The organism is Polymorphospora sp. NPDC050346 (assembly GCF_040655695.1).
Classification (GTDB): Bacteria; Actinomycetota; Actinomycetes; order Mycobacteriales; family Micromonosporaceae; genus Polymorphospora; species Polymorphospora lycopeni.
The window spans coordinates 63,691-82,146 of the sequence record NZ_JBFAKM010000026.1 but is presented as its reverse complement, the minus strand read 5'-3'; the positions used below and the strand labels follow the sequence as shown (position 1 = coordinate 82,146).

Annotated in this window: 20 protein-coding genes; 11 read left to right on the top strand and 9 right to left on the bottom strand. The window is 68.6% G+C overall.

Translation table 11 applies throughout. The annotated features are described in order from the left end of the window. Positions 1 to 16: 16 nt before the first annotated feature. On the bottom strand, positions 17 to 442 hold the full coding sequence (locus AB0I42_RS24725; RefSeq protein WP_357540480.1) for a hypothetical protein: 426 nt from the start codon (positions 440 to 442) through the stop codon (positions 17 to 19). Then, positions 439 to 993 carry a hypothetical protein gene (locus tag AB0I42_RS24720; protein ID WP_357540478.1) on the bottom strand — a complete coding sequence of 185 codons (555 nt, stop codon included), beginning with the start codon at positions 991 to 993 and terminating at the stop codon, positions 439 to 441. Before AB0I42_RS24720 ends, AB0I42_RS24725 begins: the two co-directional genes overlap by 4 nt. Before the next feature lie 70 nt (positions 994 to 1,063). On the opposite strand from AB0I42_RS24720, the gene AB0I42_RS24715 reads away from it, so the two are divergent. The 5 genes from AB0I42_RS24715 to AB0I42_RS24695 all read left to right on the top strand — a co-directional run bounded on the left by AB0I42_RS24715 (position 1,064) and on the right by AB0I42_RS24695 (position 4,758). After that, positions 1,064 to 1,978, top strand: coding sequence for an aminoglycoside phosphotransferase family protein (locus tag AB0I42_RS24715; RefSeq protein WP_357540538.1), 915 nt, complete (start codon positions 1,064 to 1,066; stop codon positions 1,976 to 1,978). A 94-nt stretch (positions 1,979 to 2,072) separates the two neighbouring features. Then, positions 2,073 to 2,669 carry a helix-turn-helix domain-containing protein gene (locus AB0I42_RS24710; protein WP_357540536.1) on the top strand — a complete coding sequence of 199 codons (597 nt, stop codon included), beginning with the start codon at positions 2,073 to 2,075 and terminating at the stop codon, positions 2,667 to 2,669. A 3-nt stretch (positions 2,670 to 2,672) separates the two neighbouring features. Next, positions 2,673 to 3,044, top strand: coding sequence for a hypothetical protein (locus AB0I42_RS24705; RefSeq protein WP_357540476.1), 372 nt, complete (start codon positions 2,673 to 2,675; stop codon positions 3,042 to 3,044). Further along, positions 3,041 to 3,964, top strand: a complete 924-nt coding sequence (locus tag AB0I42_RS24700; RefSeq protein ID WP_357540474.1) for an ATP-binding cassette domain-containing protein — start codon at positions 3,041 to 3,043, stop codon at positions 3,962 to 3,964. The genes AB0I42_RS24705 and AB0I42_RS24700 overlap by 4 nt, the downstream gene beginning before the upstream one ends. Beyond that, complete coding sequence (locus AB0I42_RS24695) at positions 3,961 to 4,758, top strand: ABC transporter permease (protein WP_357540472.1); 798 nt, start codon at positions 3,961 to 3,963, stop codon at positions 4,756 to 4,758. The genes AB0I42_RS24700 and AB0I42_RS24695 overlap by 4 nt, the downstream gene beginning before the upstream one ends. 104 nt (positions 4,759 to 4,862) lie before the next feature. Here AB0I42_RS24695 and AB0I42_RS24690 read toward each other — a convergent pair whose 3' ends face one another. Then, complete coding sequence (locus AB0I42_RS24690; RefSeq protein WP_357540470.1) at positions 4,863 to 5,195, bottom strand: hypothetical protein; 333 nt, start codon at positions 5,193 to 5,195, stop codon at positions 4,863 to 4,865. Positions 5,196 to 5,307: 112 nt separating this feature from the next. Continuing rightward, a complete protein-coding gene (locus AB0I42_RS24685) occupies positions 5,308 to 6,045 on the bottom strand; it encodes a phosphotransferase (RefSeq protein ID WP_357540468.1) in 738 nt (245 codons plus the stop codon). Between the two features lie 240 nt (positions 6,046 to 6,285). Between AB0I42_RS24685 and AB0I42_RS24680 the strand changes: the two genes are divergently transcribed. From AB0I42_RS24680 to AB0I42_RS24670, 3 genes are all read left to right on the top strand, one after another. Continuing rightward, positions 6,286 to 6,666, top strand: coding sequence for a YciI family protein (locus AB0I42_RS24680; RefSeq protein ID WP_357540466.1), 381 nt, complete (start codon positions 6,286 to 6,288; stop codon positions 6,664 to 6,666). 80 nt (positions 6,667 to 6,746) lie between these two features. Further along, a complete protein-coding gene (locus AB0I42_RS24675) occupies positions 6,747 to 7,058 on the top strand; it encodes a YciI family protein (RefSeq protein WP_357540534.1) in 312 nt (103 codons plus the stop codon). Further along, positions 7,055 to 8,299 (top strand): DUF6596 domain-containing protein, encoded by a 1,245-nt coding sequence (locus AB0I42_RS24670; protein WP_357540464.1) that lies wholly within the window; start codon positions 7,055 to 7,057, stop codon positions 8,297 to 8,299. Before AB0I42_RS24675 ends, AB0I42_RS24670 begins: the two co-directional genes overlap by 4 nt. Before the next feature lie 48 nt (positions 8,300 to 8,347). Here the strand turns inward: AB0I42_RS24670 and AB0I42_RS24665 are convergent, their stop codons facing one another. The 3 genes from AB0I42_RS24665 to AB0I42_RS24655 all read right to left on the bottom strand — a co-directional run bounded on the left by AB0I42_RS24665 (position 8,348) and on the right by AB0I42_RS24655 (position 10,463). After that, positions 8,348 to 9,037: an alpha/beta hydrolase gene (locus AB0I42_RS24665; protein ID WP_357540462.1), complete on the bottom strand. Its 690-nt coding sequence runs from the start codon at positions 9,035 to 9,037 to the stop codon at positions 8,348 to 8,350. A gap of 359 nt (positions 9,038 to 9,396) precedes the next feature. After that, entirely contained in the window at positions 9,397 to 9,894 is a 498-nt protein-coding gene (locus AB0I42_RS24660) for a YcxB family protein (RefSeq protein WP_357540460.1), read from the bottom strand. Positions 9,895 to 10,058: 164 nt separating this feature from the next. Beyond that, positions 10,059 to 10,463: a hypothetical protein gene (locus AB0I42_RS24655; protein WP_357540458.1), complete on the bottom strand. Its 405-nt coding sequence runs from the start codon at positions 10,461 to 10,463 to the stop codon at positions 10,059 to 10,061. 85 nt (positions 10,464 to 10,548) lie between these two features. Between AB0I42_RS24655 and AB0I42_RS24650 the strand changes: the two genes are divergently transcribed. The 3 genes from AB0I42_RS24650 to AB0I42_RS24640 all read left to right on the top strand — a co-directional run bounded on the left by AB0I42_RS24650 (position 10,549) and on the right by AB0I42_RS24640 (position 14,445). After that, positions 10,549 to 11,457: an aminoglycoside phosphotransferase family protein gene (locus AB0I42_RS24650; protein ID WP_357540532.1), complete on the top strand. Its 909-nt coding sequence runs from the start codon at positions 10,549 to 10,551 to the stop codon at positions 11,455 to 11,457. Between the two features lie 463 nt (positions 11,458 to 11,920). Further along, a complete protein-coding gene (abc-f, locus tag AB0I42_RS24645; protein WP_357540456.1) occupies positions 11,921 to 13,624 on the top strand; it encodes a ribosomal protection-like ABC-F family protein in 1,704 nt (567 codons plus the stop codon). Positions 13,625 to 13,884: 260 nt separating this feature from the next. Next, positions 13,885 to 14,445, top strand: coding sequence for an HAD family phosphatase (locus AB0I42_RS24640; protein WP_357540455.1), 561 nt, complete (start codon positions 13,885 to 13,887; stop codon positions 14,443 to 14,445). Between the two features lie 149 nt (positions 14,446 to 14,594). Here the strand turns inward: AB0I42_RS24640 and AB0I42_RS24635 are convergent, their stop codons facing one another. After that, positions 14,595 to 16,151 (bottom strand): serine/threonine-protein kinase, encoded by a 1,557-nt coding sequence (locus AB0I42_RS24635; RefSeq protein WP_357540453.1) that lies wholly within the window; start codon positions 16,149 to 16,151, stop codon positions 14,595 to 14,597. Between the two features lie 97 nt (positions 16,152 to 16,248). Beyond that, complete coding sequence (locus tag AB0I42_RS24630; protein WP_357540451.1) at positions 16,249 to 17,970, bottom strand: N-6 DNA methylase; 1,722 nt, start codon at positions 17,968 to 17,970, stop codon at positions 16,249 to 16,251. Positions 17,971 to 18,456 lie beyond the last annotated feature (486 nt).

Sequence of the window (18,456 nt, the reverse complement as noted above, 5' to 3'; positions counted from 1 at the left end):
GGGAGCCTCCGAGAGCTCAGAACCCTCGAAATACCCCGTCCGGGTTCGCTGCCCGCTCGAAGTCGACGTAGTCCATGTTCGCGAGCGACAGGTTGTTCTGGATCGCCTGCACCTGGCGGGGCACCGTTCTGAACGGTCCGGCGTCGACTCCGGTGTTGAGATTGACAACGAGAAGAGCGTGTTCGGGCGCCGCCATGGCCACGAGGTCGACGACGAACAGGAGCGGATGTCTGTACTCGCATGGGTAGGCCGGGAGGTACCTCGCGGCGATGGCGAACCCATCCAACCCCGCGAGCGTGCGGTCCTCGACGAATTCGACATCGCCGCCGAATCCTTCCTCCGTCGCGGCACCGATTTCCCTCACGATCCACTGCCAGGCACGATCGTGGTCGAAATCCGCGCGGACGACGGGAACACTCCACGTCTCCGGGAGGCCGGTCATGGCCGCGGGCTATCGAGTGGATCAGACAGGCTGGCCTGACGACGCGCACGAATTCGCCGCAGCAGCCTGGCCACGATCACGGGTGGCAGATGCAGCACGACAATGAGGACGATCGTCAGCGCGGCGATCTGGCCGATCGAGAGTCCTTGCAGCGCCAGCACCAATCCCGCGCATGCGCCGCTGAGCAGCGCGTTCAGTGCGACACGGCGCGCGGTCCCGCGCGTCGACATGTCCGCGTCGGGCTCGGCGGTACGCAGCCTTGGTGTCTTCACCATCGCCGCGACCGCGATCAGGACGGCGAACTGCAGCGCCCAGAAGGCAGCCGTCCCAACGCTGGCGTCACTGGTCACCGACGGCGCGGCGACGGTCATAACTGCGAACACGATGAAAGCCGACGGCCAGGTGAAGACAAAGCCGGCCGCCGCTGCCAGTGCGACTCTTCTCGGCAGACTGGGCTGCGGCTGGACCTGTTGTCCGATGCGGGTGATCACCTCGTCGGAGGCCCACACCAGCTTGCGGGTCGAGCGCGGGTCGGGCGTCGGGCGCGACATGCGGGCAAGCCTAGAGCGCGCGATCCGCTGGCAGGTAAGCAGGCAGCGCGCGAGACTACTGTTGCTGCGTATGACCCATGCCGAGATCGAGATCACCGCGGAGTTGGTCCGGGACCTGGTACGCGACCAGCACCCCGACCTCGCCGATCGCCCGATTCGGCTGGGCGCGCGTGGATGGGACAACCAACTGTGGCGGCTCGGCGACGACCTGGCCGTCCGGCTTCCCTGGGCGACCGGGTCCGCGGACGCGCTGCTGCGTAACGAGCACGCCTGGATGCCCACGCTGGCCCCGCGCCTTCCGCTGCCGGTCCCCGTCCCGCAGCGATTCGGCGAGCCCTCCGAACGCTTCCCCCGGCCATGGCTCGTCACCACCTGGGTTCCGGGCATGCCTGCCGACCGTGCCCCGGCCAGTCGGGCCGCAGACGCGGCCAGAACTCTGGCCACTTTCCTGACGGCTCTTCATCAACCCGCGCCCAGTGGCGCGCCCGCGGGCCGCGACCGTGGGGGGCCGCTGGCCGACCGAGCCGAGGGATTCGCCGGAGGGCTGACAGCCGCCACCGAGCGAGGACTGATCACCGATCCAGATGCCGTCCGCGCCGTCTGGCACGACGCGGTGACCGCGCCGCAATGGACGGGCCCGGCGCTGTGGATCCATGCCGACCTGCACCCGGCCAACGTCCTCACCGCCGACGGCACGTTCTGCGGTGTGATCGACTTCGGCGACCTCTGCGCGGGCGATCCGGCATACGACCTCGCCGCCGCGTGGCTCCTGCTGCCGGATGAGGCCACCGAGCATTTCTACGCGGCCTACCAGCCGACCCCGGACGCCGCCACCATGCGCCGCGCCCGAGGCTGGGCGATGGCGCGCGCCCTCGGCGGCATCCTCATCGGCGACGCCGGCGTTCACGGCCGGCCAGGCGGCAAGCCCACCTGGGGCCCACCCGCCCACGCCGCCCTGCAACGCCTCATCGCCACGATCGGCTGACCGCGGCGGGTACGACCGGACCCGCAGTAACGATCTGTGTGCGGCAGCGACGTACATTCTCGTTATCGAGAGTGATAACGTTGCTCTCGTGGAGATGTCGAGAGGGGCCGAGTTGGCGCTACACCCGGTGCGGATCCGGATCCTGCGGGCGGTCGCGGGCGCCCGGCTGACCACGCATGACCTGGTGGAGCTGCTGCCCGATGTCCCGCAGGCCACCCTGTACCGGCACGTGGCGATGTTGGTCAAGACAGGGCTGCTCGACGTGGTCGAGGAACGCAAGATACGCGGCGCCGTCGAGCGGGTGTACGCGCTGCCCGAACACGGCGCGACGCTGGACGCCGCGGCCCTGGCCACGGCCACGCCAGAGGACCATGCGCGCTACTTCACGGCGTTCGTGTCGAGTCTGCTGTCGGAGTTCTCCCGCTACCTCGCCCGGGAGCGGATCGACTTCACCGCCGACGGGGTCGGATACCAGCAACTCGTGCTGCACCTGACGGATGCCGAGCTGGGCGAGTTCGCCGCCGGCTTCAACGCGCTGGTCGGGCCGTTGCTCGGCAATGGGCCCGGCGACGGGCGGACACCACGGCTGCTGGCGACCGTGCTGATGCCGGCCGACCGGCCGGCGGCCACCGGCGACGACAAGCAGGTACCGGGGCCGGTGAACGACTCCGGTACGACGAAGGGGGAATGACTGATGGCATCCGTCACGGTAATCGGCGATGTGATCGACATCCGCTTCACCGGATGGGAGCGGCTGTGGATCGGGCGGGAGCGGCTTGCACTGCGTCTCACCGCAGTGCGGCACGCCACCCCGGTGGACAACCCCCTCCGTCTGGCCCGAGGCGCCCGGCGGGGGTACGTGGTGTCGGGCTTCGCCAAGGTCGGCGTCTGGGGTTTGTTCGGTGGTCCCCGGCAGCTCGTGGCGGCCCACCGAGGCGAGCCCGGGCTGCACCTGGTTCTGGACCGGGCCACGGCGGGCGGTGAGTTCGACGAGGTCATACTCTCCACCCCGGCCGCGCCGGCCCTGGCGGAGACGATCGGGCGTGCGCTGGCGGCCCGCGGATGACCGGCGACCGTCTGACGATCGAGGTGTCGCGCCTGACGAAGCGCTACGGTGATGTCACCGCCGTGCGCGATCTGAGCTTCACCATAGAGCCCGGCGTGGTCACCGGGTTCCTCGGCCCGAACGGCGCCGGCAAAACCACCACGATGCGCATGATGACCGGACTGGTGTCGCCTACCAGCGGCACCGCCACGATCGGCGGGCAGCGGTACGACCGGTTGGCCAGCCCGTCGCGCACGGTCGGTGCGGTGTTCGACACCAACGCGTTCCACCCCGGCCATTCCGCCCGCGACCACCTGCGCGTCTACGCCGCGATGGGCGGCTATCCGGACAGCCGGATCACCGAACTGCTGGACCTGCTCGGCCTCGCCGAGGCCGCCGACCGTCGTACCCGCGGGTTCTCCACCGGCATGCGGCAACGGCTCAACCTCGCCACGGCGCTGCTCGGCGACCCCCGCGTACTGCTGCTCGACGAACCCGGCAACGGCCTGGACCCCGAAGGCCTGTCGTGGCTACGCGGCCTACTGCGCCAGCTGGCCGACCAGGGCCGCACCGTCCTGATCTCCAGCCACGTGCTCAGCGAGATCCAGCAGCTCGTGGATGATGTGGTGGTGATCCGGCGCGGCGAACTCGTCGCCACCGGGCCGTGGTCCCGGCTCGCCGGCCCGCCAGCGGTACTGATCACCTCACCCGACGCCGACGTCCTCGCCGTCACCTTGGCGACCAGCCCGGCCAGCGGCGGCACCGCCCCGTCCGTCGAAGCCGTCGGGCCTGGCCGGCTGCGGGTGCGTGGGCTGGACGCGCCGAGCATCGCCGACCTCGCCGCCGCGCACCGCCTACGGGTCCACGAGTTGGTCACCGAGAACCCCAGCCTCGAACAACTCTTCCTCCACCTGACCACCGGCAAGGCGGCCACCCGATGAAGCTTCTGATCAAAGCGGAGTTTCGCCGGCTGCTGGCCACCCGGATGTGGGGCGGGCTGCTGCTCGCCGCCGCACTGCTCGGCGGCGGCCTGCTCGGCACCATGGCGCTGGTCGGCCCGGAGAACTTCGACCCACCGATGCCCGGACTGGACACCGAGGCCGGCCTCCGCTCGATCCTCGGCATCCTCGGCTACACGGCATTCGTGCCGGCCGCCGCCGGCACCCTCGCGGTCACCTCCGAGTACCGGCACCGCACGGCCGCTGTCACCTTCATGTTCGCGCCGCGCCGAGGTCAGGTACTCGCCGCCAAACTGGCCACCTACACGGTCGTCGGCCTCGCCTACGGGCTGATCCTCGCGGGTACGGGCGCATTGGCCCTGTTCACCGTCGCCACCGTTCGCGGCGTCTCACTCGGTCTGCCAGCCGCCACCGTGTTGGCGCTACTCGCCCGCATCGCCCTCGCGATGGTGGTGTATCTCCTCATCGGCGTTGGCATGGGCGCCCTCATCCGCAACCAGGTCGCGGCCCTGTGCGTCGTGATCGGCTATCTGTACCTGGGTGAGCCGGTGTTCATGATGATTCCCGGCGTCAACACGCTCTACCCGGTCCTGCCCGGCGGAGCCACCGCCGCGTTGACCGACTTCACCTACCTCGCCGACGCCATGTCCGAACAAGTCGGCAGTGACGTCGTCCAACTCCTCTCACCGGCCGCCGGCGCCCTCCTACTCACCGCGTACGCGCTGACCGCCTCGGCGATCGCCGTGATCGTCTCCATGCGCCGCGACATCACCTGACCGACGCGGCGGTACTGGCCCGTACCGCGCAACGACCAGCACTCACACCGTGAGTCAACCCGTGACCCAGTCGGTGAGCCCGCCCAGCGGCATACGTCGGCGGCTCACCGATCTACGGTGGCAAGATCCTCGCCGCTGATCACGAGGCATCCGAACATGTCGCCGAGGACAGCTCGTTGGTGTTCCGTGAGCGGGTTCACGAACACCGCAACACCAACATCCGCAACCCGCACCGCTTGCGCGATTTCGCGCGCTTTGCCGGGGCTGACCAGTGTCCGCCGCGAGAACGGCTCGGTCATCCTGGCCGCGCCGCCGTGCGAAACGCCCCGCCGCTGTACGTGCCGACCCACGACCCGCCCACCATGTGCCGTCACCGAAGCCGCCAGCCGATCGAGCTTCGCACCGAACTCCCTGTCCTTCGCCGAGAACAGGCCCACGAGCAGCACATCGGCGCCCGCCAGTACACGCCCGGCCGGATGACGAGGCGCTGGAGGAGGTGACCCGCTCGATGCGGCAGAACGCGCTCGTGGGCGCCGGGCTGGTGCGTCCTCACATTCGGGACCTCAGCACGTCGACCTCGCAGCCGGGCGAGGACGGGTCGAAGCCGTGCTCGACCAGCCAGCGGACCGCCAGCAGGCTCCGCAACGACCACCATGCGCGGATCACGTCGAGGTCGACGTCGGTGCCGTACCCGGCCACCACGTCGCCAAGGTGCTCCTCGTGCCCGAGCGTCAAGATGGCGAGGTCGTGCAGAGCATCGCCCTGCGCCGCCTCGGACCAGTCGATCACGCCGGTGATCTCGTCACCGTCGACGAACACGTGGGCGACCTGCAGGTCGCCGTGCATGAACACCGGCTTGTACGGCCGGAGCGCGGCCTCGGCAACCTCACGGTTGCGGGTGACCAGGTCGGCGGGTAGGACACCGTTCCTGACGAGCCACTCACATTCGCCGTCGAGGCGCGATGTGAGCTCGTCGAGGCTCCGACCGGGCCACGGCGGCAGCGGCGCGTCGTGCAGCATCCGTACGGCGGCACCCGCCGCGGCCCACGCCTCCGACGACGCGGCCGACGGCTCGCCGAGGCGGCCGAGTGCCCTCCCCGGGAGGGCGGCGAGCGCGAGCACGGGCGGCTTCCGCCACAGGATCTGCGGAGTCGGGATCGGCGCCAGAGCCATCGCCTCGACCTCGACGTCGGTGCGCGTCTGATCGGCGTCGATCTTCAGGAACACGTCACCGACACGCAGGGTCGCGCACCCGTGATGAGCGACGACGACCTCGACCTCTTCCACATCGGCAGTTTCGCGGAAACGACCAGCGACGTCACCGGGTTATCGCGTGCGACCGCGTACCGGTCGAAGGGCGAAGGTTGATCCTGTCCTCGGTCACTACGCAGGGACTGTCTTGAGAAGAAATTTCCGGGAAGGTGTCGTATCAAGGGGCAGCCGCTCGTGGAATTGGTGCGGCGGTCGGCCGGGCCGCACGCGAGGAGTCGGGAAAGGCCCTCGTCCGGGGACCGAGAGGAGACGACCATGACGGAGTACATGATCACCTTCAACGATGAGTGGGTGCCCGAGCACACGGCGGAAGAGTTGCGCGAGAAGGCCACGGCCGTCCGGGCCGTGATCGAGGAGATGCAGGTCGACGGTGTCCTGATCTTCACCAACGGCGGGCTCGACCGGTCCACCGCGGTCTGCAGTGTCGAGCCGGTCGACGGCAAGCCCGTCTTCACCGACGGCCCGTACGTCGAGACCAAGGAGCACCTCGGCGGCTTCGTCGTCGTGGACGTGCCCGACGACGCGGCGGCACGATACTGGGCCGGCAGGCTCGCGACCGTGCTCGACTGGCCGCAGGAGGTGCACCGGTTCCGAGGTCCCGGGCAGACCCGGCGTAGCGACTCCGGGAAGAGGTGAGCACGGTGCCCAGATACCTGCTGTCCGTCTACGGACCGGCCGAGCACACCGAGTTCGGCACCTACCCCTCGAAGGAGGCCATGCTGCAGGCGTTCGCCGACACCGGCGCCTTCAACGAGCGGCTCAAGAGAGACGGTCACCTCGTCTTCGCCGACGGCCTGGAGCCCGCGGAGACGGCCACCACCGTCGACGGCCAGGGCGCGAAGCCGACCTTCACCGACGGGCCCTACCTGGAGACGAAGGAGCACCTCGGCGGCTTCTGGGTCATCGAGGCGGCCGACCTCGACGTGGCCCTGGCGCTTGCCGCCGAAGGGTCGAAAGCGTGCCGCGGCACGGTCGAGGTGCGTCCCTTCCGAACCGGGGAATCCGTCCGAACGCTGCTGGAGCCGTGACCGGTCCCACCGTCGAGCAGGCGATCATCCGCGTCCACCACGAGGAGTGGGCGCGGCTGGTCGCCAGCCTCGCGCGCCGTTTCGGCGACCTCGACGTCGCCGAGGAAGCGACCGCCGAGGCATTCGTAGCGGCCGCGGAGCGGTGGCCGCACGAGGGCGTACCGCCCAATCCCGGCGGTTGGCTCGCCACCACCGCGACCCGCAAGGCGATCGATCAGCTCCGTCGCGAGTCGCAGCGCGACGCCAAGCACCAGGCGGCCCGGATCGTGTACGACGACACCCCTCCCGAGCCGACCGGCCCGGTCGAAGACGACCGGCTCAGGCTGCTCTTTACCTGCTGCCACCCCGCGCTCGCGATGGAGGCCCGGGTGGCGCTCACCCTGCGCCTGCTCGGCGGCCTCACCGTCTCCGAGATCGCCCGCGCCTTTCTGGTGCAGGAGACCGCGATGGCGCGACGGATCACCCGAGCCAAGGCAAAGATCAAGGCGGCACACATCCCGTACCGGGTGCCCTCGGCCGACGACATCCGCGACCGGCTCGCCGGGGTGCTCGCCGTCGTCTACCTCGTCTTCAACGAGGGCTACCTCGCCAGCGAGGGGGACGACCCGACGCGCGTCGACCTCACCGACGAGGCGATCCGCCTCGGCCGCCTGCTCCGAGCTCTTCTTCCGGACAACGGCGAGGTGGCCGGCCTGCTCGCCCTGATGCTCCTCACCGACGCCCGGCGGCTGGCGCGCGTGTCCCGCACCGGCGAGCTGGTGACCCTCGACGAGCAGGACCGCGGCGCATGGAACCGCACCCTCATCGCCGAAGGCAACGCCCTGGTCCGCGAGCGGATCGAGGCGGTGGCGGCCGGCGGTGACCCACCCGGGCGCTACCAGCTGCAGGCCGCCATCAACGCGGTCCACACGAACGCCCCGACCGCCCGAGACACCGACTGGTCCGCCATCGTCGCCCTCTACGGCCGCATGGTGCTGCTCGACCCCTCGCCGATCGTGCGGCTCAACCGGGCGGTCGCGGTCGCCGAGGTCGACGGCCCCGGCGTGGGGCTCGCCGAGATCGACCGGCTCGCCGAAGTCCTCGACGGCTACCACGCCTTCCACGCCGCGCGCGCCGACCTGCTGCGGCGACTCGGACGCGGCGGCGAGTCGCGGGCGGCGTACGACCGGGCCATCGGTCTCGCCGGCAACCCTGCGGAGCGGGCCTACCTCACCCGCCGCCGCGACCAGCTCGTCGGCTGACCGACACGTGGAGCCAGCCCGCTGCCGGCAACAGCGGATGGGCGCCGATCACTCCGTGAGGAATGCGATCAGGGCCCTGAGGTACTCGTCCGGAGCAGTCTGGTGAACCAGATGGCCGGCCGCGATCGTCGTCAGCCGGGCGTCGGCCAAGCGATCGGCGAGTTCGGCGAGGTGCTCCTGGGGGAACGGGCTCGCTGTTCCTCCCCCGATGAGCAGGGTGGGTGCCGTGATCCGGGCGACGATGTCGGCCCACCCCGGATCTGGATCGTCGATCTCGGGTCGGATCTGCTCCACCATGTGCCAGTCGAAGGGCAGATCCCCTGCGGGACGGTCGGGAAGCCCCGGCGGTCGAGGGTGCGGGTAACCGATGTCCTCAAGCACGAGTTTGCGGACGTGTCCCTGCCGTTCGGCGGCGACCTCGCAAGCCACCAGACCACCGAGGGAATGGCCGACCAGGTCCACCGCGCCGATGTGTAGCCGGTCCAGGATGCCGATGACGTCCTGCGTGAACAACTTTAGGCTGTATGTGCCGGGCCAGCCGCTGGCACCATGGCCGCGCAGGTCGACGGCGTACACCGTCCGCTGAGCACAAAGGCCCGAGGCGATCACGTCCCAGTCGCAGGCGGTCTTTCCGGTGGCATGGAGCAGTACGGTGGGCGTCTTGTCCATGTCGGCGGCTTGCCATACTCGCAGGGAGAAGTGCAGTTCCCCGACTGCGATGTCCATCAGCTCAGGCACACCCTGAGCCTCGCCAACCGTCGCCTCCGAATTCAAGACATTCCGCCGTGGGCAGACGCCGCACGCCATCCGGGCAGATGCGGATACCGAAGCCGGCTTTCAACAGGTGGACCTGCACGCTTTGCGGCTGCCGTCAGGGCTGCGATGCCGGATGATCCCCTGAGTGGCTGCTATCGATCTACTGAAGGCCGACCCGTACCTTGACAGGCTGGCCTGCGCCGCTGGCTGACGATGGCGTACGCCGGCACCAGAGCGGTCGGCGGGGTGGTCGCCACGTTGGTCGAGGAGCCGAGCCGCGGCCTTCCTGGTCGCTGGGCTCGGCAGCGCGAGCCCACACGCTCGGCGTGGGGCAAATGAGTTCATTGAGACTGGAGCAGCCCACGTTTGGCCATGAAGGCTCGCAACGTCTCGTCATCCTCGGCGGACATCAAGCGGCGTGGGATCACAGTCGCCGGCATCCGGCCGACGTACACGATCCAGAACTCAGGGGTGTCCGTTACCTGGGCGACCCCGTCCCAGGCGATGCCGCCGGACTCCGAGCCGCTGCGCATCATGATGTTGTCGTCGGTGATGTCGTAGGCGCCCTCGACGGCGTAGCCACTGGAGCGGCGCTGGGCGCGCCACCGTACCCACGGCGCGTACAGCATCGACAGCAGGCCACCCATGACCATCGGCATGCACAGCAGCGAGACCTGGTCGCCCCACGCGGACCCCCGCGAGACGGCGAGACCGATCGCACCGACCGCCGCCAGCACTGCGCCGATATATCCGTACTTGCGCAGCCGAACACTGCTGAGGGCAGCGGCCACGCGGCCTGGGTAGGCGGGATCCGCCGGGACGTCGAAACGGATGTGCACGCCAGAACGATAGTGCCCCGACCCACGCCGGGCAGCGCCTGGCCCGCGTCCCGCTGGCCGGATCGTCGGGCCCGCCCCTTGTCAGCGGCGCTCACCGGCCGCGGGCCTGTGGGGCTCCGCCGCTGATCGCGATGCATCCGAGCCTGTCGCCGGGTGCGTGATGCCTACGGCCGCAATTCATCGATCAATGTCAGGATCACTGGATCCCGGGGCTTTCGTACGTCTGCCGGACGCGTCACCTTCCCCTCCTGGGGGTCGTAGACGGTGAGTTCGTGCCGTTGGGCGAGTTCGTCGACCAGCCGCAATGCCGGGTCGCTGCGTTCGCCGAAGCTCAGGCACATGCTGACGTGATCGATGCCGATGTCAAGGGGAGTCGTCATCCATGGAGAGTCCTGATCGTGGGGCGAGAAGTCCGGGTACCGGACGCGGAGGGTCTCGTAGAACCCGACGATGCGCTCGTCCAAGTCGCCCTCGGGGTGATGCAGGCTGCGACAGCGGTCCGCCGTAACCCGTATCTCGGCATCGGTCGCGCCCTGGCCAACTGCGAGCACGACAAGATCGAAACCCATGGGCACATGCTGCGCTACCGGTACCGACATGTCGAGCACGCGAAATCACTGGCTTGCCCCGACATTCATCGGAAAGATCCCCGACGTGACGCTGCACGACAACGAGGTTCCGATCGACGAGGCGGTTGTCAGGTCGCTGCTGGAGGCGCAGTGCCCGGAGTGGGCCGGCCTGTCGTTGGCGACGGCGGGTGCGGGCACGGACAACGTGATGTACCGGCTGGGTGACGATCTGCTCGTGCGACTTCCGCGAACGGCTGACAAGGCGCGGTCCGTACGGAAGGAGCAGGAATGGCTTCCCCGTCTGGCGCCGCTGCTCGCGTGTCCGATCCCGGAGCCGGTCCATGCCGGCACGCCCACCACGGCATTCCCGCTGTCCTGGTCGGTCTACCGCTGGCTCGACGGGAACGAGGCCCAGCCGGACACCGTCCAGGACTGGGCCGCCTTCGGAACCGACCTGGCGGCGTTCGTACGGGAACTCCACACCATCGACCTGATGGGAGCCACTCACACAGGCGATCTCAGCTGGTACCGCGGCGGCCGCCTGCAGGCCTGCGACCAGTGGATCAGCATGTGTTTCGAAGACTGCCGGACCATGATCGGTGGAGAACTCGATGTCGACGCCCTGAAACGGCTGTGGGACGACGCGCTCGCCCTGCCCGAGCCCTCCGTGCCACACGTATGGCTCCACGGCGACCTCAAGCCCACCAACCTCCTCGTACAGGAGGGCGCCCTTCACGCGGTCATCGATTTCGGGGGACTGTCGGTCGGTTATCCCGACGCCGAGCACTCCACCGTCTGGGACCTGCCGCACCAGGCACGGCAGGCCTACTGGAACGCCTTGAACCTTGACGATCGGACCTGGGCTCGCGCCAGGGCCTGGGCCGTCGCGGTCGGCGTGAGCGGAGTCTCCTACTACTGGCAGACGTATCCCGCGTTCGTCACCGAATGCCGAGCCCGACTTCAGGCGATCGTCGCTGACGCCGCTGCACGTTGAGCGGCATCGTCGTCGGCAACCATTCGGCGCACTGCGCCGCCACCCGTGGGCAGACAGTGGCTGGCTCCCGTGACGGCGGTCGACGGCAGATCACGACGCCTGACTCCGGGGGCATCACGAGGGGCACACGACCCGGCTGGATGGTAGTCCAGGTTGGGTAAAGACCGGCAGCCACCGGTCCGCACATAGCCTGACATCGGGGCAAGACGGGCCTGGCCGTGGACGCCCCGGCCGCCACCGCTAATCCGTTCGTGGCAGGGCCGGCTCTGCTACCGTAATGATCGTGGGTACGCTGAAGCTTTAGTACGGGACGCCGCGTCGAGCCTCCTCCGCGGCGGGTCCTATGCGCGCTGCCCAGCCACATCGCTGGCCGCGCGAGGTTCCCGTACATCCGCGCGCTCGATCAAGCGCGTCTTCCGCGACGGCAGCCATTTTCGCCTGCGCGTCGCGGGGAGGAGCTCTCGTGACCCACACTTCCCCTTCCCCGTCCCGGCAGCACCGGGTGTGTGCGATTCGCGGCGGGACCGTCCGGTTCGCCGAGCGGGTCGTCCTGGCCGAGATCGATCTCGTGGTCGGCCCGGCCGAACGAATCGCCGTCATCGGCGACAACGGCGCCGGTAAGTCGACGCTGCTGCGCGTACTCGCGGGCACCGTGCAGTTGACCGCCGGTGAGCGGGCGGTCGAACTGCCCGGCGGCATCGCGTTCGCCGAACAGCAACCCCGGTTCCGGCCCGGCGCGACCGTCACGGACGCGCTCGACGACCTGCTCGCCGACATCCGTGAACTCGAGGCCGAGATTCAGCGCACCGCTGAGCGGCTGGCGCAGGCGGGCCCCGACGAGCGAGCCGTGCTGCTCGCGCAGCTCAGTTCCGCCATGGACCGATTCGAGGCCCGCGACGGGTATCAACTCGACCGAAGAGTCGATGCCGGCCTTGATCGGCTGGGGCTGGGTGGCCTCGACCATTCCCGGCCCGTACACACGCTCTCCGGCGGCGAGCGGGCGCGACTGGCGCTCGCCGCGGCACTGGCGTCCGAGGCGGAGCTGCTGCTGCTCGACGAACCGACCAACGATCTCGACGACGCCGGCATCGCCTGGCTGGAGGAACGCCTGGCCGTGCACCGCGGCGCGCTGGTGGTCGTAACCCACGACCGCGTACTCCTGGACCGTCTCGCGACCGACATCGTGCACGTCGAGGGCGGCGCGCTGCGCCGATACGGCGACGGCTACGCCGGATACCTCACCGCACGCGCGAACGAACGGCGGCGGCTGCTGGAGGAGTACGAGGCATGGCGACAAGACCTCGCACGTCAGGAGGCCCTCGTCACCGCCAACGCCTTCCGGCTCGACGCCATACCGCGAAAACTGGAACGTGGGTCCTTCGGCCACGGAGCGTTCCGGGCACGCGGCCGGGACCACGGCGCGATGGGGCGTATCCGGATGGCGAAGGAGCGGATCGCCCGGCTGCGCACGGACCCCGCACCGCGACCCGCCGACCCTCTCCGGTTCACACCAACCTTCACCGAGCCGGCCGCCGGCGTCGCCGACGAGAAGGCCGTTCTGATCCGTGCGGAGGGTGTCCGCCTGGACGTCGACGGGCCGAGGCTGCGGCTGGACGCGCTCGAGGTGTCGGCCGGGGACCGGCTGCTGATCTCGGGACCCAACGGCGCCGGGAAGACGACGCTGCTGCACGTGCTGGCGGGCGAGCTCGTACCACAGCGGGGAAACCTCTGGCAGCGACCCGGCGTTCGCATCGCCTGGCTGCGGCAGGACATCACACACGGCTCTCGAGCGGCGCTCCTCGACGCCTTTGCCACCGCCACCGGCGCATACCGGGACGACGCCGCCGACGAACTGCTGCGGCTCGGGCTGTTCCACCCCGACGACCTGCAACGGCAGGTGGCACAACTGTCGGTCGGGCAGCGCCGACGCCTTGAAGTCGCGCTCGCCGTCACCCGTCCCAGCGACGTCCTCCTGCTCGACGAGCCCACCAACCACCTGGCTCCCGAACTTCTCGAGCAGATGGAGGAAGCCTTGCGCGACTACCCCGGCGCCGTCCTCACCGTCACCCACGACCGCCGGTGGCGCGAGCGGGCAGGCGGTTCCGCCATGGTGCGGCAGGTCCATGTGGCACCGGGCGGCTTCGTGGATCTGCCTGATCTCGCCTGAATACAGGCGCCGCCGGACGGATCGGCCGGTGCACGGTGACAAGCCGGCCGTAGCGTGTGCGTCGTTGGCGAGGATGCGATCGGGCGTCGAATAGGCGGTCGCTTTCATCGACTACCAACGATTGGTTGGTGGCAGATCCGCGCACGCGACCTTGTATCCACGTGCTGCTCCGGCCCGGTCATCTGCCTTGACCGAACCTCACCGCGGCGGGTGCCCACGCCAGCCGCACGGCCCCGGAAATCGGATTGCGATATGCCGCGATGACGGTCAAGGCGCTCATCTTCGACTTCGACGGCCTGCCGAGGGACACGGAGACCACGCTGCTGGAGAGTTGGCGCTGGGAGTGGCGGCGGCACGGCCTGGAACTCGACCTGGCCGGCTTCTTCGCCGACCACGGCGGCGACGCGAACGAGCCGCGGTACGCCGCGTTTGCGGCAACGGTCTACGACCGCGAGGCCAGTCACGCACTACGGATGGCGTACCGGGCGAAACTGAACGCGGCGCTGGAGCCGGCGCCGGGCATCGTCGGCTGGCTGGACCGGGCCGCGGAGTTGGGGCTGCGGCTCGCGGCGGCGAGCAGTTCCCCGGTCACCCACGTGGGTGCGATGCTCGACCAGGCCGGGCTGCGGGCGCGGTTCGAGGACACCGCGCACGGCGTGGCGGCGGCGCACGCGGCCGGGCTGCGCTGCGTGGCGGTGCCGAACCCACATGCGGACCACGCCCGCTTTGCGGCTGCGGACCTGCTACTAACCAGCGCCGCGGACCTGTCCCTGGACGCGGTCATGGCCGCACTCGCCGGGCACGGGGGCCGCCTCCGCTGAGCGGATACGTCGGAGGCGCGGCTGCCGTAGGCGGCAGGCTGGTCACGGCCACGACCAGTCGCTTTACCTGCTCGCCGGGATGGGCCGAACCGGTCCCGTACGGATGCCACCGACTTTGCGGGTCAAGCAAACCCGGGGCGCTCCCAGATCTACTTCGGCTCCGTGCTGATTGATGCCAGTATGTCTTCCACCTCGGCCGGGCTTGGCCGGGTGCTGGTCGGTAGCCGGCGAACGTCGGTAAGGAGACTGGCCAGAGTCTGCCGGGCCGCCAGATATTGGCTGGACCGCAGTTGAAGGAGGGCAATCTGCTTGCGAAGTTCGAGCGTACGCGGATCATCGCCGCCAAAGGCGCCGCGCCGGTAGGAAAGTAACATCTCGAGCTGCTTTAGAGCCTGGCTTGCATTGCCGGTCATGGCCTGACAGATTGCCTCCTTCACACGACAGTCGAAGACCCGGTCGGATGGGCCGATGCCACCGGCCAGCATGTCGGCGGCGAGCGCTTGGTAGACCGGCGCGGCGCGACGGTAGTCACCGCCGTCGAACAGAGCGTTGGCCAGGTCATAGCGGATAGACAGCACCTCGTTGTCAGTGTCGCCGAAAGCTTGCCGGACAGCCCATTCGGCGGCGTTGAGGACCTCGGCGGCCTGGCTGAACCGCGAGTCACGGATCAGGTTCTGGGCTTCGCCGCGCACCTCCGCCAGATCTCGCCGGGTGACTGCGGCGTCGGCGATTCCCGACTCGCGGTGCCCGTGTGTCGGGGCGGTCGGCGCCTGGTTCTGAGCCGAACGCGATATCCGGCTGACCAACTCGGCATACATCCGGACCGGGCTCGGCACGCCGGGCGGTTCAAGAGCCCCCGGAAGAGAACCGAGGTCTTCAGCGAAGGGCAGGAGGTGCTGGTAGACCTCGGCGGCGTTGGCGGGACGATCCTCTGGCCGCTTCTCCAGCAGGTCGAGGACGAGCCGCTCCAACGGGGCCGGGACATCCGGGCGCGCCGACCGCAGCCGGGGCGGAGCCTCGCCGACGTGCTGCGTCATCACCGAGTAAGTGGTCGGGCCGGTGAATACGTGGCCACCGGTGAGCATCTCGTACAGAGTGCAGCCGAGCGCGTACAGGTCGGTGGCGGGTTCGCTGAGGCCGGCTCGAACCTGCTCGGGCGCCATGTAGGCGGGTGTGCCGATCGGCTGGCCGGTCAGGGTGATACGGGCGAAATCGGCGAGGGTAGGCGCCAGGGCCAGACCAAAGTCGAGGACCTTGACGCAACCGTTCGACTCCAACATGAGATTGCTGGGTTTGAGGTCGCGATGCACGAGGGATGCCGCATGTGCGGCGACAAGGACCGCGCATGACTGCGCGGCGATGGTGGCGGCCCAGCCGACGGGCAGTGGCCCTTGCTCTGCGATGAGATCAGCGACGCTGATGCCGTGCACGCGCTGTATTACCATGTAGGGACGGCCGTCCTGATCGATACCTGTGTCGTAGACAGCGGGCACACCGGGATGCTCCAGCCGCGCAGCAATCTTCACTTCGCGAAAGAACCGACGGATGTATTCCTCTTCTAGATCTCCATGCGGGGCTCGAACGAACTTGACCGCCATCTGGCGATCCAATTCCGCGTCGTGGCCGAGCCAGACTTCTCCCATTCCACCGCGCGCGATCGGGCTCTGCAGTTCATACCGCCCGCCGCCGAGTTTTCGCGTCGGCATGTCTTCCCCCGTCCTGCCCGTCGGTCGAGTTATTCGCCAGCGGTCACCAGTCGATGCCCCGATCGCTATCCTCGCGTATGCATAATGATCAACTCCATCAGCCTGTCTCGTTCTCGCCGGGCGAGAGTAATCCGGCGGCCAGGCCATCAGCGGCGTGACGAGGCAACTCTCCGCTGAGCACGGATGCCGATCGAACGGCGTCGTCGAACCGCTGGAGTTTCTCGAATACCGCGCCATGTCGACGTTGCTCGTCGAGGGGAATCCGCGGGATCTGGGCCTTACGCACGTCGTACCGCTGAGATCCAGAGGAACTGGCGGCCTGCCGCCAGTTGGCCGAGGTGCGTAGGTAACCGGCGAGGAACCAGGGGTTAAGTTCACCTGGCACGCACCGGAGCAGGGACAGATTGGGGCCGAGCAGCGCCGCATCGTCGGTGATGACCCGCGCCACCAGTCCAGCGCTAGTGGTGGAGACCACCACGTCGCCCGGTTTCACGGGAATCTGCGGGCTGAGGGAGGGCTCCAAGCGTCCTGACGCAGATCGGCCCGCCACCACGTCGTCGCTCGTCAGCACCGGAAGTTCAACCACCTGATCGGTGTCGGCTGAACTGACACGGACCGGACCGAGCAGGCTGAGACGTCCGGTACGTATCAGTTCGGCGATTCCAACGATGGGCAACGGGCTAGCGGCGGCATCTGCCGGAAGCAACGCGGGCAGCAGGCGGGGAAAAGATTCGATCATGTCGACTAGACGTTCATGGCTTTCGCGGAGTGCGACGGCCGGAGTCATCCCCGATGCGCCCGCCGGACCGTGTCGGCCGGGAGTAAGATCCACTTCTTCGTCGAGTAAATCGACGGTAGGGACCGTGTAAGCGATGGTACTGGCTGCACCGCGATCGACAGCCTCGGCGATGCGCTGAGGTGCGGAGTCGAGATGTTCCGTGGTCGCGTCGACGAACAAGACGTTCGAGCTCACCTGAGTCGCGCGCTGCAGGATCCAGAGGTGGAGGCTGATTGCTTGTGGGGCGGCGGTCCCGGGCGGCAACGCGATGATCGCGTGGATTGATCCCCTGCGCAGCAGTTCGGAGCGGATGCGGCGGCCTGCCCGTCGGCTCGCAGCCGACGGTGGCATGAGAAGTACGGCGCGGCCGCCGGGTTTGAGATGGCCGATCGCGTGTTGCGCCCAGGCGAGTTCGGGTTCAGTGCGAGGGGGAACTCCATAGAGCCAGCGAGCGTCATAGGTCAGTTCTTCGTGCCCCCAGTTGGTGAGACCGAACGGCAGGTTCGACACCAGGGCTTCGACGGTGAGGTCCGGAAAGGCATCTCGGCGCAGAGAGTCATCGATGGCGACCTGGCCTGGTACATCGTTGATCGCCAGCCAGAGTGACGCGAGGCGGCCGGCGGCCGGATCATTGTCCTGGCCGTACACGTTGGTTGCGCCGGCTCTGGCCGCCGCGCGCAGCAGGCGCCCGGTGCCGCAAGCGGGATCCAGAACCGTTCCGCCATGGGGACGAGCGAGGGCGACCATGAGGTCGGCCAGAGCGTCCGGGGTCGTGACAGATCGCTGTCCAGGCAGATCGGCGAAGCGCTTCCAGAGTTCCTCAAAAGCTGTCCGCGCGCCGTGCTTGTCGGCCAGTCTGGCTAGCTCAGGCTCTAGGCGCGGGTCGAGCGACGGACGTATGCCATGGAGGTGTTCTCCCGCAACGGCCAAGGCTTCGGCAGCGTCGCCGACCGTGGCGAGCAAGTTGCGCCAGAGCCGATCCTCATCCGCGACCGCAGGCAGTTTCCCCTGCTCGGCGAGCCACGCTTCAACCTGGTCCAAGTCGAAGAGCGGAGATGTGGCAGTGCCGCCGGCCGGGGCGGGAAAAGTGTCATACCGCTTCCGCCAGTTAGTGACCGCAGCTCGGCCAACTCCCGCAAGGCGGGCTATGTCAGCTGCGGTGACTCTTGCTCTCTGAAGCACGTCGGGAGTGTACATGGCCGGTGGTCATACTGTCTGTTGACAGTGTTTCCTTGTTTTGCTTACATGAACAGCGTCAAGGGAACGTCGCCACGCTGGCAACCTCCGACCCGTCATGGGAGATCCTCATGCCACACCCGCAGGACGTTCGGCCCGCTGTGTCCGCCCGAACATGTAGGTAGCTGCTCCGGCTGCAGTGGCACGGCCGTTGCCAGAAGTGCCTTTCAGTGTCAGGAGGATGCGTCGGACGTATCTCGGGCATCCCGTTCCAGTCAACCGACTCCGGAGGTGCATACGTACTCGCCGATACCGATGGGCTCCCTTGCTGTGATTGAGGTGGACATCCCC